The following is a 16,549-nucleotide window of genomic DNA, read 5'->3' as shown; positions in this document are numbered from 1 at the left end:
ACGTACGTCTGTGTCGCAATTCGCGTCAACACTAGGCATGACGAGTATCTCGGGAGCGCGGCCTCACGAATCGCAGTACGCTATCGCCGCCCTGCGAAGGCAACTTGCCAGCCTCCAGGTCGTCCAAGAAATCCGCCCATTGCTGCACCATTTTCTTGCGCTGGGCCAGGAAAGTCGTGCGGTCGTAGCTACCGCCAAGCTCCTCGTCGGACACATGCGCCAAATGACGCTCGATCACATCAGGATCCCAGCCTAAGTACTCCCGGATCATGGTTCGAGCAGTGGCTCGAAAGCCATGGCCGGTGATCTGCTCCTTCGTGTCGTAGCCCATCGTACGCAACGCCGCGTTGATGGTGTTGTCGCTGATGTATCGGCTCTTTTCAGAACGTCGCGACATGCTGCGGAAAATCGGCCCCGCCGGGCCAGTCAATGGATACAGGTCCCGAAGAATTCCCATCGCTTGTCGCGGAAGCGGAACCAGGTGTGCAGGCGTGCGGCTGTCCCGCTTTTGCCATTCGCGCAGCTTCATCTTTTCGGGCGGGCAACGCCAAAGCTCATCATCGAGATGTATGTCCTCCCATTCAGCAAGCCTCAACTGACCAGGTCGCTGGAAAATCACCGGCGCAAGCCGCAATGCGCAACGAGTGATGAACGCCCCGTTGTAGTCCCGGATGTCACGCAGCAACTGCCCAAGCTCCGCAGGATCGGTGATGGCTGCGTAATGCCGGGTACGTGGTGCCGGCAGGCCGCCGGTATTCTTGTTGACGAAATTTTTGGACGGCTCCAGAGCGCCGACGTCCACCGCGTACTGGTACACGTGCTGCACCGCCTCCCGCACGCGCTGAGCAGTCTCCAGGTTGCCGCGGTCCTTGATCCGGTGCAGGCATCGCACAATCTCGGTTGGCGCGATCTTCTCGACAGGCCGATCACCGACCCAGGGAAAAATGTGAATTTCCAGGTGTCGGATGACCTTGTCGGCGTAGCCACTCGACCATTGCCGGTCTTTCCTGGCATTGGCGACCCAAGCTCGGGAGAGCAACTCGAAGGTATTCAGCGCAGCGACGCGCTCCTGCTCTTCACGCTGCCGTCGGACCTCCTTGAGGTCATGTCCGCCTGCACGCAGGCTGGTGGCCTCATAGGCCTTAGAACGCGCCTGTGCAAGCGTGACCGCAGGGTAAGGCCCCAGCCCAAGCTTTATGGTCTTCCCGTCCTTGTCATAGCGATAGATCCACGTCTTCCCGCTGGTGCGCACGCGCAGGAACAGGTTGTCGCCATCGTTGAGAAAGAACTCCCTCAATGCAGGCTTGGTCGCCTTGATTTGCGTCTCGCTTAACAGTCCCATTTCGTATCCCGTACCCTCGAAGGGCGTTTTTCATGGGATTACTCTAGGGTACGGCTTGGGGTACGTGCAAACGCGGGATGTAACGGTACAACCTGGGACGTAATGAGCCACATTTCGCAGCTAAGTCCTTGTTGCACAAAGAAAAACGCCTAGTCTGGAGGGACTAGGCGTTGAATAAGTGGTGGCCTGGCGCGGAATCGAACCACGGACACGCGGATTTTCAATCCGCTGCTCTACCAACTGAGCTACCGGGCCCACGAGTTGAATTATAGCCCGAAAAAAAGGGCGCTTTTTCAAAAAACTGAAATCAGTTCTTTTTATTGCGGCTCAGGTCCACGCCCAGCTGGCGCAGCTTGCGGTAGAGGTGGGTGCGCTCCAGGCCGGTCTTCTCGGCCACGCGGGTCATCGAGCCGCCTTCGCGCGCCAGGTGAAACTCGAAGTAGGCCTTCTCGAAGCCGTCCCGTGCCTCGCGCAGCGGCCGGTCCAGGTCAAAGCCCTGGTGGGCATTGGGCGCGGCGTCCGCTGCAGCTGCGGTGGCGACCGAGGCAACCACCGGCGCGCTGTAGCCGCTGGGGCTGAAGGATGGCACCGCCTTGCCCGGTACGGCAGCCGCTGGCGCCGCAGCGGGTGCGGGCACATTGCGCTGCAAGCCCTGCTCGACTGCCTTGAGCAGCTTTTGCATCGTGATGGGCTTTTCCAAAAAAGAGAACGCGCCAATGCGCGTTGCTTCGACGGCGGTATCAATGGTGGCGTGGCCACTCATCATGATCACGGGCATCGTGAGCAGGCCGGTCATCGACCACTCTTTGAGCAGCGACACACCATCGGTGTCGGGCATCCAGATGTCGAGCAGCACCAGGTCGTAGCCGCTTTCGTTGCGGGCCAAGCGCGCCTGTGTGGCGTTCTCCGCAACGTCCACGCTGTGGCCTTCATCGTTCAAGATCTCCGACAGGAGATCCCGAATTCCCAATTCGTCATCGACAACCAGAATATTTGCCATATTTTTTGAAAATCCAGTGCAGCAGGTGTGAGAGTTATTTCAAATCATCAACTCTTTTTCGATAGAGAATGATAACGACACTTGGGCACCTAAGATTTTTTCCCCCTCGACTCGATTAGAGATTTCTACGCGAGCGCCATGCTCGTCCGCAATTTTCTTGACGACGGCCAGGCCCAGGCCGGTACCTCGGGGCTTGGTCGTCACGTAGGGCTCAAATGCCTTTTGTAATATATGTTCTGGAAAACCGCAACCGCAGTCAGCAATTGTCAAACGCACGCGTTTGCTGTTGCCACTGAACCGGGTGGAGATCCGCACCGCCGGTGCTGATGCCTCCTGGCCCACCCAGGCCTGTTGCGTTGCATCCTGCGCATTTTGCAGCAAGTTATGGATGACCTGCCGCAACTGCTGCGCATCGCCCATGATACGTGGGGCCGCATTGTCCAGCTCTGCCTCCACCGGTATCACAGCATTTTCCGCGCCATATAAATGCAGCACGTCCATCACCAGTGCATTGAGGTCCACGGCCTGCAGCTCGGCGGCCGGCAGGCGGGCATAGTCGCGGAACTCGTTGACCAGGCGCTTCATCGCATCGACCTGGTCGACGATGGTGGTGACAGACTTTTTCAAAATCGCCTGGTCCTGGCCTTCGAGCTTGTTGCCCAGCTTGATCTCCAGCCGCTCAGCCGACAGCTGTATCGGTGTCAGCGGGTTCTTGATCTCATGGGCCAGGCGCCTGGCCACCTCGCCCCAGGCCTGGGCGCGCTGCGCCGAGACGATTTCGGAGATGTCGTCGAACACCAGCAGGCGGCGGTTGTCGGGCAAGGTGGCACCGCGCGCCACCAGGTTGATGCTGTTCTGGTTGGGCAGCTGGCTGTCGCCATGCAGCTCATAGGGCTGCTGCCAGTGGTCCAGGTAGTGCTCGTCGGTCACATCGTGCAGGCGGGCAAACTGGCGGTCCACCTCTTGCGCAAAGGCCTGCAGCCCGGGCAGATCGCGCAGCGGGCGGCCTTCAAACGCGGCCAGCGGCGCACGCAGAATGCGGGTGGCCCCGGGGTTGCTGGAGTGGATGACGCCCTCTCCATCAAGCACGATGACGCCGGCGGTGAGGTTGTCCAGGATGGTCTGCAGGCTCTGGCGCGCCTCATCGGTCTGGCGCATGCCGCGCTCGACGGCACGGCGCGCGTCGAGCAGCTGCTGGGTCATCTCGGCAAAGGAGCGGGTCAGGCCGCTTAACTCGTCCTTGCTGGGCAGCACCGGTTTGGGTCGCAGATTGCCCGATGCCACCTCGCGCACGCCTTCGGCCAGCACCAAAAGCGGGCGCACCAGCTGGTTGCCCAGCAAGGCGGCCAGCACCACGGCGCCAAAGACGGCCAGGAACAGGCTCAAGGTGAGCGTGCCGATGTACATGCGGCGCAGGCCGTCCCGCGCCAGCGCGCGCTCCTGGTATTCGCGGTTGGCCTCCTGCACCTTGAGGGCGTTGACCACCAAGGCCGCTGGCAGCGGCATGGTGGCCTGCAAAAAGCGGCCATCGGGGATCACCCCCACATCGCCATTGGCGACCTGCACCAGGGTTTTGACGCGCACCTTGGACGGGTCGCCGGTGATGGCGCCGTTGATGTCGGACACCTCTTCGAGGCCATCGATCTGATAGGCGCGCTGCTGCTGGGTGGCGGTGCGCAGCAAGGCGGCCGAGGGCTTGTCGGGGTTGAGCACAAAGCGCGACTGGCCGGTGCTGGCAATGGCCTGGGAGCTGGCCGACCACAGCACCACGTCATCGGCGCCGAGCTGGTCCTTGATGCGCTCGAGCACGAGGCCCGATGCGGCATCCGATATCTGGGACAGCTGGCTGCTGGCCGTGCGGGTGCGCTCGGCCATCGCCGTGGAGGTGGTGTCGAGCGTGATGCGCGCGAGGTTGACCCCGGCGTCCAGCGCGCCTTCGACCTTGACATCGAACCAGCTCTCGATCGAGCGCGAGACGAACTGGTAGGAGACGAAATAGATCACCACGCCGGGCAGCACGCCCACCAGCGCAAAGGTGGCGGCCAGCTTGAGCAGCAGCTTGCTGCCAAAGCGCCGGGCCACAAGGCGCCGCACCAGGATGGCTACGCCCCACAGCACCACCATGCTGAGCACACAGGCCACGCCGATGTTCACACCCAGCAGCACGCCGTAGTAGCGCTCGTAGAGCACGCGGTTGTTGGTGGCGAAAGACAGCAAGAAGAGCAGCACCAGGCCGATGCCGATCATCGCCGACAGGCCCACGATCACCGACCAGCGCGCACGGCTGGGCGTGTAGGCCACGCGCATCGACGATGATTTTTCGATTTTCACTGCGCGCTCGCCTCGGGCAGCGGCAGCTGGCTTCTGAGCTGCAGGTTCAGGCCGCCATTGCTGAACGGCGCGAACTGGAAGATGCGCGGCAGCTGGCTGCTGTCGAGCCGGAAGCTGAACTTGACCAGGTAGTCCCCATCGCTTGCGAGCTCATCGGCGCTGGCGATCTTCCAGTTGCGCACGCGCTTGACCACGAGCATCACTTCTTCGAGGCTGTCAAAGCTCTGGCCCAGCGAGGTCACCGCGCCGGCATCGGTCAGCGGCATGCTCGAGACATGCAGGCGCCAGCGCCGGGTCAGCGGCTGGTAGCTCACGCGCAGGTAGCGGGCGGTTTTCTTGACGGTCTTGTCGCGCCAGTACCAGCGCTCGGAGATGATCTCAGCCTCTTGCACAAAGTACAGCGCCACGCCTTTATTGAGGGCATCTTCGATCTGGTCGGGCAGCGCAAACTGCAGCGCCACCGAGGCAAAGGCACCATCGGCATTGCGCACCAGCTGCAGCTCGACCTTTTTCTCATTCTCCGACGCCATGGCCGGTGCCGCTGCGGCACAGCACAGCATCAGCGCAAGGAGGAAATGGTGGATCAATCGCATACGGACGGGCTCAACGAAGCGGCTTGTGCAGCAGCGCGTAGTAAAAACCGTCATGGTCGCGCGCCAGGCTGCCCAGGCTATTGTGACCGGCCTCGCGCAACTGTGGCAACAAATGCCCTGGCGCAGGCAGGCGTTGGGCATCGGCATGGCGGCTGAGGAACTGCGCCACCTGGCCCTCGCCCTCTTCATGGAAGACCGAGCAGGTGCAGTACAGCAGCCGGCCACCGGGCACGACCAGGGGCCACAGGGCTTCGAGCAGCTGGCGCTGGATGGCGGCGAGCTGCGCGATGTCGGTCGCGCGGCGCAGCCAGCGCACATCGGGCTGGCGGCGCACGATGCCCGAGGCCGAGCAAGGCGCATCCAACAAAATTGCATCAAATTGCTGCATTCCGTGGCGCGCTTGCACCGCCGGCAGCCAGCTGGCCACTTCGCTGCCGCTGGCCACCACCACATCGGCCTGCAGCGACAGCCGCGCCAAGGTATCGCCAATGCGTTCAGCACGCTTGGCATCGATCTCCAGCGCCACCATGTCGATGGGGCGCTGGGGCGTGGCGGCTTCCAACAGATGCGCGGTCTTGCCGCCGGGCGCGGCGCAGGCATCGAGCACATGCAGCGCGCGGCCATCGTGCGGCTGCAAGCCATCGAGCAGCAGCGGCGCGGCCATCTGCGCGGCGCTGTCCTGCACCGAGACCCAGCCCTGCGCAAACTGCGGCAGCTGGTCCACCGGCACGCCACGCGTCAGCACCAGGCCGGCCTCGCCCACGCCCACCACGGCCTCGATTCCTGCTTCATCCAGCAGCGCCAAATAATCGGCGCGGCTGCAGCGCTGCAGGTTCACGCGCAAGGCCATCGGCGCCTGCGCATTGTTGGCCGCCACAATGGCTTGCCAATCCTGCGGATAGTCCTGCTGCAAGCGTTTGAGCCACCACTGCGGGTGGTTGTACTGCGCCACCGGCTCCTGGGCCACAGCGCGCAGCAGGTCTTCGCGCTCACGCAAAAAGCTGCGCAGGCAGCCGTTGATGAAGGCCGATTGCGACTTGGTGGCCGAGCGCTTCTTGGCCGCATCCACCGCCTGGTTCACCACGGTGAAGGCGTCGTAGCGCGGCACCTCGGGCAGCAGCAAGGCCAGCGCCGTGCACAGCAAGGCATCGACCGCGCTGGCGGGCTTGCGCGGGGCCAGCTCGGCACGCAGCGCCTCTGCGGTGCCCAGCACGCGCAGCACATCCATCAACAGGGCCTGCACGCCGGCGCGCAGCGCGGGCTCCACCCCGCCCAACACGGCGCGGGCAGATTGGCCCTGGCGCACGTCCTGCAAGGCGCGCGCCACCGCCAGCAGCTGGGCGGACAGGCTGGGGCCCTGGTTGGTGGTGGGCGCTGTGGCGGCCCGGGAGGGTTGTCGTGGACGGGAAGGGAGGTTCATGCCAAAGGAGTGCAAAGGCCTGGGTGCCTCTGCGGATCAAAAGGAATACTAATCGATATGCCCCAGGAGGCCTCTGCACGTGCAGAGCCTGCCTGGTAAAGACGCTGTGCAAAGCGCCCTGCCCGGCTCCAAAGGTGGAACCGGAAGGAAGCTTGGCACAGAGCCATCTCCATCCTGCGGGACATTAAAAAACCCGTAATTCCGCGGCGCGAAATTACGGGTCTTGCTCATCCCAACCTGACCGGCTTGCACCGGTCAGGGATTGGCGGCTTAGTCAGCAGCAGGGTCTGCAGCGCTATCGGCAGCGGCCACCGCTTCTTCCGACACACCGGCCAGATCGGCCGCTTCTGCATCGGCGATGGCGCGGCGCTCGGCCTCGTCCATCTCGTCCTTGGCCTTGCGTGCCTGGTGGTAAGCCAGACCGGTACCAGCGGGGATCAGACGACCCACGATGACGTTTTCCTTCAGGCCACGCAGCTCGTCGCGCTTGCCCATGATGGCAGCCTCGGTCAGCACGCGGGTCGTTTCCTGGAAGGAAGCGGCCGAGATGAAGGAGTCGGTCGACAGCGAAGCCTTGGTGATACCCAGCAACACGTTGGAGTAGACCGCGGGGATCTTGCCATCGCGCTGTGCAGCTTCGTTGGTGTTGAGCACTTCGGAGCGCTCGACCTGCTCACCCTGGATGTAGGAGGTATCACCTGGGGCTTCGATGACCACGCGGCGCAGCATCTGGCGAACGATCACCTCGATGTGCTTGTCGTTGATCTTCACGCCTTGCAAGCGGTACACGTCCTGCACTTCGTCGACGATGTAGCGCGACAGCTCTTCGATACCCAGCAGGCGCAGGATGTCCTGCGGATCGGCTGGGCCGTCGACGATCAGCTCGCCCTTGTTGACCACCTGGCCTTCGTGCACCAGGATGTTGCGTTCCTTTGGAACCAGCTCTTCCCAGACCTTGCCTTCCAGATCGGTGATCTGCAGGCGCACCTTGCCCTTGGTTTCCTTACCGTAGGACACGGTACCGGTCATCTCGGCCAGCGCACCCTTGTCCTTCGGCGTACGGGCTTCGAACAGTTCGGCCACACGTGGCAGACCACCGGTAATGTCGCGGGTCTTCTGGCCTTCCATTGGAATACGGGCCAGCACTTCGCCGGGGCCCACTTCCTGGCCATCACGCACCTGCAGCAGAGCGCCGACCTGGAAGCCGATCGTCACCGCGTGGTCGGTACCAGGAATCTTGACTTCCTGGCCGTTGGCATCAGCCAGCTTGACCTGCGGACGCACCACCTTGGCAGAACCACGGTGCTTCGGATCGATCACCACCAGGGTGGACAGACCGGTCACTTCGTCGACCTGCTTGGCCACGGTCAGACCTTCTTCCACATTCTCGAACTTCACCTGACCGGCGTATTCGGTAATGATGGGTCGGGTCAGCGGATCCCAGTTGGCCAGCACGGTACCTGCCTTGATCTGTTGATCAGGCTTGATCGACAAGATAGCGCCGTAAGGCATCTTGTGACGCTCGCGCTCGCGGCCGTACTCGTCCTGGATCACGATTTCGCCGGAGCGGGAAATCACGACCAGTTCGCCCTTGTTGTTGGTCACATAGCGCATCTGTGGGTTGAAGCCCACGATACCGTTGGACTTGGCTTCCACGCTGGAGGCCACAGCCGCACGCGAAGCCGCACCACCGATGTGGAACGTACGCATAGTCAGCTGCGTGCCAGGCTCACCGATCGACTGGGCAGCGATCACACCGACGGCTTCGCCGAGGTTGATCATGCCGCCACGGCCCAAGTCGCGGCCGTAGCAGGTCGCGCACAGACCAAAGCGGGTTTCGCAGGTCAGTGCGGTGCGCACCTTCACTTCGTCCACGCCAGCCGCTTCCAGATCTTCGATCAGGTCTTCGTCCAGCAGGTCGCCGGCCTTGGCCAGCACCGCGCGGGTCTCAGGGTGCAGCACTTCGTCCGCAGCGGTACGGCCGAGGATACGGTCGCGCAGCGATTCGATCACTTCACCACCTTCGACCACAGCGCGCATCAGGGTGCCGTTGTGCGTGCCGCAGTCGAGCTCGGTGATCACCAAGTCCTGCGTCACATCCACCAGACGACGCGTCAGGTAACCGGAGTTAGCCGTCTTCAGCGCCGTGTCGGCCAGACCCTTACGGGCACCGTGGGTGGAGATGAAGTACTGCAACACGTTGAGGCCTTCGCGGAAGTTCGCGGTAATAGGCGTCTCAATGATCGAGCCATCGGGCTTGGCCATCAGACCACGCATACCTGCCAGCTGGCGGATCTGCGCGGCCGAGCCACGGGCGCCGGAGTCGGCCATCATGTAAATCGCGTTGAACGATTCCTGATCGACTTCGTTGCCATGGCGGTCAATGACCTTTTCCTTGGCCAGCTGGGCCATCATGACCTTGGAGACTTCGTCACCGGCCTTGCCCCAGATGTCCACCACCTTGTTGTAGCGCTCGCCAGCCGTGACCAGACCGGAGACGTATTGCTGCTCGATTTCCTTCACTTCGGATTCGGAGCGGGCAATGATCTCGGCCTTTTGCGGCGGCACCAGCATGTCGCCAATGGCGATCGAGATACCGGAGCGGGTTGCCAGACGGAAGCCGTTTTGCAGCAGCTTGTCGGCGAACACCACGGTTTCCTTCAAGCCACACTTGCGGAACGAGATGTTGATCAGCTTGGAGATTTCCTTCTTCTTCAACGTCTTGTTGATCGAAGAGAAAGGCATACCCTTGGGCAGAATCTCGGACAGCAGCGCGCGGCCCACGGTGGTTTCCACCAGCTTGGTCGTAGGCTCGAACTCACCCGAGGCCTTGTTCTTGTTCCACTCGGTCAGACGCACGCTGATCTTGGTGGCGCGCTCGACCTGCTCGGCATCCAGTGCGCGTTGCACTTCGCCGATGTCGGAGAACACCATGCCTTCGCCCTTGCCGTTGATCCGCTCGCGGGTGGCCTGGTACAAGCCCAGCACCACGTCCTGAGAAGGAACGATCGAGGGTTCGCCCGAAGCGGGGAACAGCACGTTGTTGGAGGCCAGCATCAAGGTGCGGGCTTCCATCTGTGCTTCCACCGACAGCGGCACGTGAACAGCCATCTGGTCACCGTCGAAGTCAGCGTTGAATGCCGCGCAAACCAGCGGGTGCAGTTGCAGGGCCTTGCCTTCGATCAGGATAGGCTCGAACGCCTGGATACCCAGACGGTGCAGCGTAGGCGCACGGTTGAGCATGATCGGATGCTCGCGGATCACCTCTTCCAGGATGTCCCACACCACGGGGGTGCCGGTTTCGACTTCCTTCTTGGCGGCCTTGATGGTCGTGGCGATGCCACGCGCTTCGAGCTGCGCGAAGATGAAAGGCTTGAACAGCTCCAGCGCCATCAGCTTGGGCAGACCGCACTGGTGCAGCTTGAGCGTTGGGCCCACGGTAATCACGGAACGACCGGAGTAGTCGACGCGCTTACCCAGCAAGTTCTGACGGAAACGACCGCTCTTACCCTTGATCATGTCGGCCAGCGACTTGAGGGCACGCTTGTTCGCGCCGGTCATGGCCTTGCCACGGCGGCCGTTGTCCAGCAGCGAGTCGACCGCTTCTTGCAGCATGCGCTTTTCATTGCGGGCAATGATCTCTGGGGCCTTGAGCTCCAGCAGGCGGCGCAGACGCGAGTTACGGTTGATGACGCGGCGGTACAGGTCGTTCAGGTCGGAGGTCGCAAAGCGGCCGCCGTCCAGCGGCACCAGAGGACGCAGATCGGGAGGCAGCACGGGCAGCACTTCCATCACCATCCAACCGGGCTTGATGCCGGACTTCTTGAACGCTTCGAGGAGCTTCAGACGCTTTGCGTTCTTCTTGACCTTGACTTCGGAGCCGGTCAGGTCGTTGCGCAGGCGCTCGATTTCCGAGTCGATCTCTATGCCTTCGAGCAGGTCCTTGATGCCTTCGGCGCCCATCTTGGCCACGAATTCATCACCGTACTCTTCGACGTTCTTGTCGTACTCGTCTTCCGACATGATGCTGAACTTCTTCAGCGGGGTCATGCCGGGGTCGGTCACCACATAGGCTTCGAAGTACAGCACGCGCTCGATGTCGCGCAGGGTCATGTCCAGCACCAGGCCCAGGCGCGAAGGCAGGGACTTCAGGAACCAGATATGGGCGCAAGGCGCGGCCAGGTCGATGTGACCCATGCGCTCGCGGCGCACCTTGGTCTGCGTGACTTCAACGCCGCACTTCTCGCAGATCACACCGCGGTGCTTCAAGCGCTTGTACTTGCCGCACAGGCATTCGTAGTCCTTGATCGGGCCAAAGATCTTGGCGCAGAACAGACCATCGCGCTCGGGCTTGAAGGTACGGTAGTTGATGGTCTCGGGCTTCTTCACTTCACCGAAAGACCACGAACGGATCTTTTCGGGCGAAGCCAGGCCGATTTTGATGGCATCGAAATGCTCATCAGGCGTGAATTGTTTGAACAGGTCGAGTAGCGATTTCATAGACTCTTTCCCCCTTCAATTAAGAACGTTCCAGTTCGATGTCCAGGCCCAGGGAACGGATTTCCTTGACCAGCACATTGAACGACTCCGGCATGCCGGCTTCGATAGCGTGTTCGCCCTTGACGATGGATTCGTACACCTTGGTACGGCCCACCACGTCATCGGACTTCACGGTCAGCATTTCCTGCAGCACATAAGCGGCGCCATAAGCTTCCAGCGCCCACACTTCCATTTCACCGAAACGCTGACCACCGAACTGGGCCTTACCGCCCAGAGGTTGTTGCGTCACCAGCGAGTAAGGACCGGTGGAGCGGGCGTGCATCTTGTCATCGACCAAGTGGTGCAGCTTGAGGTAGTGCATGTAGCCGATGGTGGTGGGACGCTCGAAGCGCTCACCGGTGCGGCCGTCATACAGGTAGGCCTGCGTGCGTGGCTCGGTCAGACCCTTGCGTGCCTGGATGTCATCCGGGTACGCCAGCTTGAGCATGTCCTTGATTTCCTGCTCGGAAGCACCGTCGAACACCGGCGTTGCGAAAGGCACGCCGTTCTTCAGGTTCTCCGCCATGAACATGATCTGGTCATCGGACAGTTGCTTGAGGTCTTCCTTGCGACCGCGGCTGTTGTACACCTCTTCGAGGAAGGAGCGCACTTCAGCGGCACGGGCTTCGGCCTGCAGCATGTCACCGATACGCTGGCCCAGGCCCTTGCCGGCCCAGCCCAGGTGGACTTCGAGCACCTGACCGATGTTCATGCGCGAAGGCACGCCCAGCGGGTTCAGCACGATGTCGGCGGTGGTGCCATCAGCCATGAAAGGCATGTCTTCCACCGGGACGATCTTGGAGACCACACCCTTGTTACCGTGACGGCCGGCCATCTTGTCGCCAGGCTGCAGACGGCGCTTGACAGCCAGGTAGACCTTGACCATCTTGAGCACGCCAGCGGGCAGCTCGTCGCCTTGGGTCAACTTCTTGCGCTTTTCTTCAAAAGCCAGGTCAAAGTTGTGGCGCTGCTGCTCGATGGAGTTCTTGATGGACTCCAGCTGGGCGGCGACGTCGTCTTCGGCAGGGCGGATATCGAACCAGTGGAACTTCTCCACGCCGTCCAGATAGGCCTTGTCGATCTTGGTGCCCTTGGCCAGCTTTTGCGGGCCGCCATTGGCCACACGGCCGTTGAGCAGCTTGGCGATACGGTCGAACGCATCGGCTTCCACAATACGCAGCTGGTCGTTCAGGTCCAGACGGAAGCGCTTGAGCTCGTCGTCGATGATCTGCTGGGCGCGCTTGTCGCGCGTGATGCCTTCACGGGTGAAGACCTGCACATCGATCACGGTACCTTGCGAGCCCTGGTCCACGCGCAGCGAAGTGTCCTTGACGTCGGACGCCTTCTCACCGAAGATGGCGCGCAGCAGCTTTTCTTCTGGGGTCAAGGTGGTCTCGCCCTTTGGCGTGACCTTGCCCACCAGCACATCGCCGGGTTGCACTTCTGCACCCACGTAGATGATGCCGGACTCGTCCAGACGGTTGAGTTGCTGCTCGGACAGGTTCGGGATGTCGCGCGTGATTTCCTCGGCACCCAGCTTGGTGTCACGGGCCATCACCACCAGCTCCTCGATGTGGATCGAGGTGTAGCGGTCTTCCGCGACCACGCGTTCGGAGATCAGGATCGAGTCTTCGAAGTTGTAGCCGTTCCAGGTCATGAAGGCGATCAGCATGTTCTGACCAATGGCGATTTCGCCCAGGTCGGTCGATGCACCGTCGGCAATCACGTCACCCTTGGCCAGCTTGTCGCCGCGGCGAACCACAGGACGCTGGTGGATGTTGGTGTTCTGGTTGGAACGCTGGTACTTGATGAGGTTGTAGATGTCCACACCCACTTCACCGGCCACCGCTTCTTCGTCGTTCACACGGATCACGATACGGGTCGCGTCCACGTAGTCGACGATACCGCCACGGGTAGCCGTCACGACGGTGCCCGAGTCGACAGCAGCAACGCGCTCGATACCGGTACCGACCATGGGCTTTTCAGGGCGCAGCACAGGCACGGCCTGGCGCGACATGTTGGCACCCATCAATGCGCGGTTCGCGTCATCGTGCTCGAGGAACGGAATCAGCGACGCAGCCACCGACACGATCTGTGCGGGCGACACGTCCATGTACTGCACGCGCTCGGCGGACAGCAGGGTCGATTCACCGTTTTCACGGGCAGAGACCAGGTCACCGGTCAGGCGGCCTTCGGCGTCGAGCTCGGCATTGGCCTGCGCGATCACGTACTTGCCTTCTTCGATGGCCGAGAGGTAGTCCATCTGGTCGGTCACCTTGCCATCGATCACGCGACGGTAAGGGGTTTCGATGAAACCGTACTCGTTCAGACGCGCGTACAGAGCCAGCGAGTTGATCAGACCAATGTTGGGACCTTCAGGCGTTTCGATCGGGCAGACGCGGCCGTAGTGGGTCACGTGCACGTCACGCACTTCGAAGCCTGCGCGTTCGCGGGTCAGACCGCCTGGGCCCAGAGCGGAAACACGGCGCTTGTGCGTGATTTCAGCCAGCGGGTTGGTCTGGTCCATGAACTGCGACAGCTGCGAGGCGCCGAAGAATTCCTTCAGCGCAGCCGAGATCGGCTTGCTGTTGATCAGGTCGTGCGGCATCAGGGGCTCTTGCTCAGCCTGGCCCAGACGCTCCTTCACAGCCTTTTCGATACGTGCCAGACCGGTGCGGTACTGGTTTTCGGCCAGCTCGCCCACGCAACGCACGCGGCGGTTACCCAAGTGGTCGATGTCATCGACTTCACCCTTGCCGTTGCGCAGATCGACCAGGATCTTCACGACTTCGAGGATGTCTTCGTTGGACAGCACCATGGGGCCGATCGCGGTGTCGCGGCCGATCTTGGCGTTGAACTTCATACGGCCGACACGCGACAGATCGTAGGTGTCTTCGTTGTAGAACAAACGCTGGAACAGTGCCTGCACGGCGTCCTCGGTGGGAGGCTCACCAGGGCGCATCATGCGGTAGATGGCAACGCGTGCAGCGAACTCGTCAGCGGTTTCATCGGTGCGCAGGGTCTGCGAGATGTAGGCGCCGTGGCTCAGCTCGTTCGTGTAGATGCAAGCCAGATCCTGGATGCCGGCAGAGCGCAGCTTCTTGAGCAGCGCTTCGGTCATCTCTTCGTTGGCCTTGGCGATGATTTCACCGGTGTCAGGGTCAACGATATTCTTGGCAGCGACGCGGCCGAGCAGGAAGTCTTCAGGCACGCTGATGAACTTGGTGCCCGATTGCTCCATCTCGCGGGTGTGGCGCGCGGTGATGCGCTTGTCCTTGGCGACGACGACCTTGCCCGACTTGTCGGTGATGTCAAAGCGCGCAACTTCACCCTTGAGGCGGTCAGCCACAAATTCCATTTGCGCGCCGCTGTCCATCAGGCGGAAGTTGTCGTTCTCGTAGAACGTCGCCAGGATGGACTCGGGCGTCATGCCGATGGCCTTGAGCAGAATCGACACCGGCATCTTGCGGCGGCGGTCCACACGGAAGAACAGCAGGTCCTTGGGGTCGAACTCGAAGTCCAGCCAGGAGCCGCGGTAAGGGATGATGCGTGCCGAGAACAGCAGCTTGCCCGAGCTGTGCGTCTTGCCCTTGTCGTGTTCAAAGAACACGCCTGGCGAGCGGTGCAGCTGCGAGACGATCACACGCTCGGTGCCGTTGACGATGAATGAACCTTTGTCCGTCATCAGGGGCACTTCGCCCATGTAGACTTCCTGTTCCTTCACTTCCTTGACCACCTTGGATTGGGGCGTGGAGGATTCACGGTCATAGATAATCAACTGCACCTTGGCGCGCACAGCGGACGAGAAGGTCAGACCACGGGTCTGGCATTCGCGCACGTCGAAAGCGGGCCTGGCGAGGTTGTACTCGACAAACTTCATCTCCACAAAACCGTTGTGCGAGACGATGGGGAAAGCCGAGTTGAAGGCAGCTTGCAAGCCTTCATCAGTACGCTTTTTGGGGGCCGAGTCTGCTTGCAAAAATGCGGTGTAAGCATCTTTTTGCATTTGCAGCAGGTAAGGCACTTCGAGCACGCTATCGCGGCTGCCGAAACTTTTGCGGATTCGCTTGCGTTCGGTGTAAGAATAGGCCATGAGATCTCCGGGCAAAGACATGAGTCCTGGGTCTTCGACGACACCCCCGCGAGGGGGTTGCAGCTTGGTGGGTTGGCCACTACCAACCATGGCAGACGGTGGTGCATTGCACACCACCCGAACCAAGGGGTTTTCTAGTGTCGGATGTTAGAAAACACTAAAAATCAGCCATCAACGGCCAGTTTTTGGTGTGCTCTAGCGAACGATATTCCAGAAGCGCCAAAGGCTGGAGCACCTTTTCGGGTACTCCAGCCTTGAAAAAGCCCTCAATTACTTGAGTTCGGCCTTTGCACCAGCGTCCACCAGCTTCTTAGCAGCGGCTTCAGCGTCAGCCTTAGGCATAGCTTCCTTCAGAACCTTAGGAGCGCCGTCGACCATGTCCTTGGCTTCCTTCAGACCCAGACCGGTGATTTCACGCACGGCCTTGATCACGCCAACCTTGTTAGCGCCGGCTTCCAGCAGCACCAGGTTGAACTCGGTCTTTTCTTCAGCAGCAGCAGCGGCACCGCCACCACCAGCAGCAGGAGCGGCCATAGCAGCAGCGCTCACGCCAAACTTCTCTTCAATTGCCTTGACCAGGTCGTTCAGTTCCAGAACAGTCATGCTGTCCAGGGAGGTCAAGAATGCGTCTTTATCGAATGCCATTTTGATTTCCTAAATATATCGGTTGGTTTTGCCGCGCTTAAGCTGCAGCGACTTCGGCGACTTCCGCGCCTTCGCCCTTTTTGGCCGCCAGTGCGCCCAGCACAACGGCCGTACGCGAGATTGGCGACATGAGCAAGCCACACAATTGGGCCAGCAGCACTTCCTTGGAAGGCACGCTTGCCAGTTGCTTAACGCTGTTAGCGTCCAACGCCTTTCCTTCGAATGCACCACCGCGAATCACCAACTTGTCGTTGGTCTTCGCGAAATCGGCCACTACCTTGGCAGCGGCGATTGCATCTTCAGAGAAACCGTAGATCAGCGGGCCGGTCATCTGGTCAGCGACCACTTCAAAGCTGCTACCAGCAACAGCGCGACGAGCCAGGGTGTTCTTCAGAACACTCAGCGTCACGCCTTGCTTGCGTGCTTCCACACGCAGCTTCGTCATGTCAGCGACCGTGATGCCGCGGTATTCCGCGAACACAAGCGTTTGAGCTTTAGCGGCGAGGCTGGTCACTTCATTGATGACCGCTTCTTTCTCACTGCGATTCAGACTCAAGGTCTACTCCTTCAAATGCGCATTAGGAGC

At 61.2% G+C, this 16,549-nt stretch carries 9 protein-coding genes and 1 tRNA gene; all 10 read right to left on the bottom strand.

Annotation, left to right across the window (positions count from 1 at the left end):
- Nucleotides 1-31 precede the first annotated feature (31 nt).
- Nucleotides 32-1,342: a tyrosine-type recombinase/integrase gene (locus tag WH367_RS10720; RefSeq protein ID WP_339535965.1), complete on the bottom strand. Its 1,311-nt coding sequence runs from the start codon at nt 1,340-1,342 to the stop codon at nt 32-34.
- A gap of 179 nt (nt 1,343-1,521) precedes the next feature.
- A tRNA-Phe gene (locus WH367_RS10715) sits at nt 1,522-1,597 on the bottom strand.
- Between the two features lie 52 nt (nt 1,598-1,649).
- Nucleotides 1,650-2,342: a response regulator gene (locus WH367_RS10710; protein WP_339521033.1), complete on the bottom strand. Its 693-nt coding sequence runs from the start codon at nt 2,340-2,342 to the stop codon at nt 1,650-1,652.
- Nucleotides 2,343-2,381: 39 nt separating this feature from the next.
- Entirely contained in the window at nt 2,382-4,649 is a 2,268-nt protein-coding gene (locus WH367_RS10705; protein ID WP_339536123.1) for a sensor histidine kinase, read from the bottom strand.
- 20 nt (nt 4,650-4,669) lie between these two features.
- Nucleotides 4,670-5,266, bottom strand: coding sequence for a DUF4390 domain-containing protein (locus WH367_RS10700; protein WP_339535963.1), 597 nt, complete (start codon nt 5,264-5,266; stop codon nt 4,670-4,672).
- A 10-nt stretch (nt 5,267-5,276) separates the two neighbouring features.
- On the bottom strand, nt 5,277-6,686 hold the full coding sequence (gene rsmB / locus WH367_RS10695; protein WP_339521032.1) for a 16S rRNA (cytosine(967)-C(5))-methyltransferase RsmB: 1,410 nt from the start codon (nt 6,684-6,686) through the stop codon (nt 5,277-5,279).
- Nucleotides 6,687-6,956: 270 nt separating this feature from the next.
- Nucleotides 6,957-11,186, bottom strand: coding sequence for a DNA-directed RNA polymerase subunit beta' (rpoC, locus tag WH367_RS10690; RefSeq protein WP_021025384.1), 4,230 nt, complete (start codon nt 11,184-11,186; stop codon nt 6,957-6,959).
- 19 nt (nt 11,187-11,205) lie between these two features.
- Nucleotides 11,206-15,318, bottom strand: a complete 4,113-nt coding sequence (rpoB, locus tag WH367_RS10685; protein ID WP_021025385.1) for a DNA-directed RNA polymerase subunit beta — start codon at nt 15,316-15,318, stop codon at nt 11,206-11,208.
- A 270-nt stretch (nt 15,319-15,588) separates the two neighbouring features.
- Nucleotides 15,589-15,963 (bottom strand): 50S ribosomal protein L7/L12, encoded by a 375-nt coding sequence (rplL, locus tag WH367_RS10680; RefSeq protein ID WP_021025386.1) that lies wholly within the window; start codon nt 15,961-15,963, stop codon nt 15,589-15,591.
- A 37-nt stretch (nt 15,964-16,000) separates the two neighbouring features.
- Nucleotides 16,001-16,519: a 50S ribosomal protein L10 gene (gene rplJ / locus WH367_RS10675; protein ID WP_021025387.1), complete on the bottom strand. Its 519-nt coding sequence runs from the start codon at nt 16,517-16,519 to the stop codon at nt 16,001-16,003.
- Nucleotides 16,520-16,549: the final 30 nt, after the last annotated feature.

It is taken from the genome of Comamonas sp. MYb21 (assembly GCF_037479395.1).
GTDB lineage: Bacteria > Pseudomonadota > Gammaproteobacteria > Burkholderiales > Burkholderiaceae_C > Comamonas.
The sequence above is the reverse complement of the archived record's forward strand: the minus strand, read 5'-3'. Positions and strand labels throughout refer to the sequence as shown.

What these genes read in the sequence shown, in the direction of transcription:
- rplL (WP_021025386.1), bottom strand. Translation starts at nt 15,963, where the DNA reads ATGGCATTCGATAAAGACGCATTCTTGACCTCCCTGGACAGCATGACT.
- WH367_RS10700 (WP_339535963.1), bottom strand. Translation starts at nt 5,266, where the DNA reads ATGCGATTGATCCACCATTTCCTCCTTGCGCTGATGCTGTGCTGTGCC.
- rsmB (WP_339521032.1), bottom strand. Translation starts at nt 6,686, where the DNA reads ATGAACCTCCCTTCCCGTCCACGACAACCCTCCCGGGCCGCCACAGCG.
- WH367_RS10720 (WP_339535965.1), bottom strand. Translation starts at nt 1,342, where the DNA reads ATGGGACTGTTAAGCGAGACGCAAATCAAGGCGACCAAGCCTGCATTG.
- rpoB (WP_021025385.1), bottom strand. Translation starts at nt 15,318, where the DNA reads ATGGCCTATTCTTACACCGAACGCAAGCGAATCCGCAAAAGTTTCGGC.
- rpoC (WP_021025384.1), bottom strand. Translation starts at nt 11,186, where the DNA reads ATGAAATCGCTACTCGACCTGTTCAAACAATTCACGCCTGATGAGCAT.
- WH367_RS10710 (WP_339521033.1), bottom strand. Translation starts at nt 2,342, where the DNA reads ATGGCAAATATTCTGGTTGTCGATGACGAATTGGGAATTCGGGATCTC.
- WH367_RS10705 (WP_339536123.1), bottom strand. Translation starts at nt 4,649, where the DNA reads ATGCGCGTGGCCTACACGCCCAGCCGTGCGCGCTGGTCGGTGATCGTG.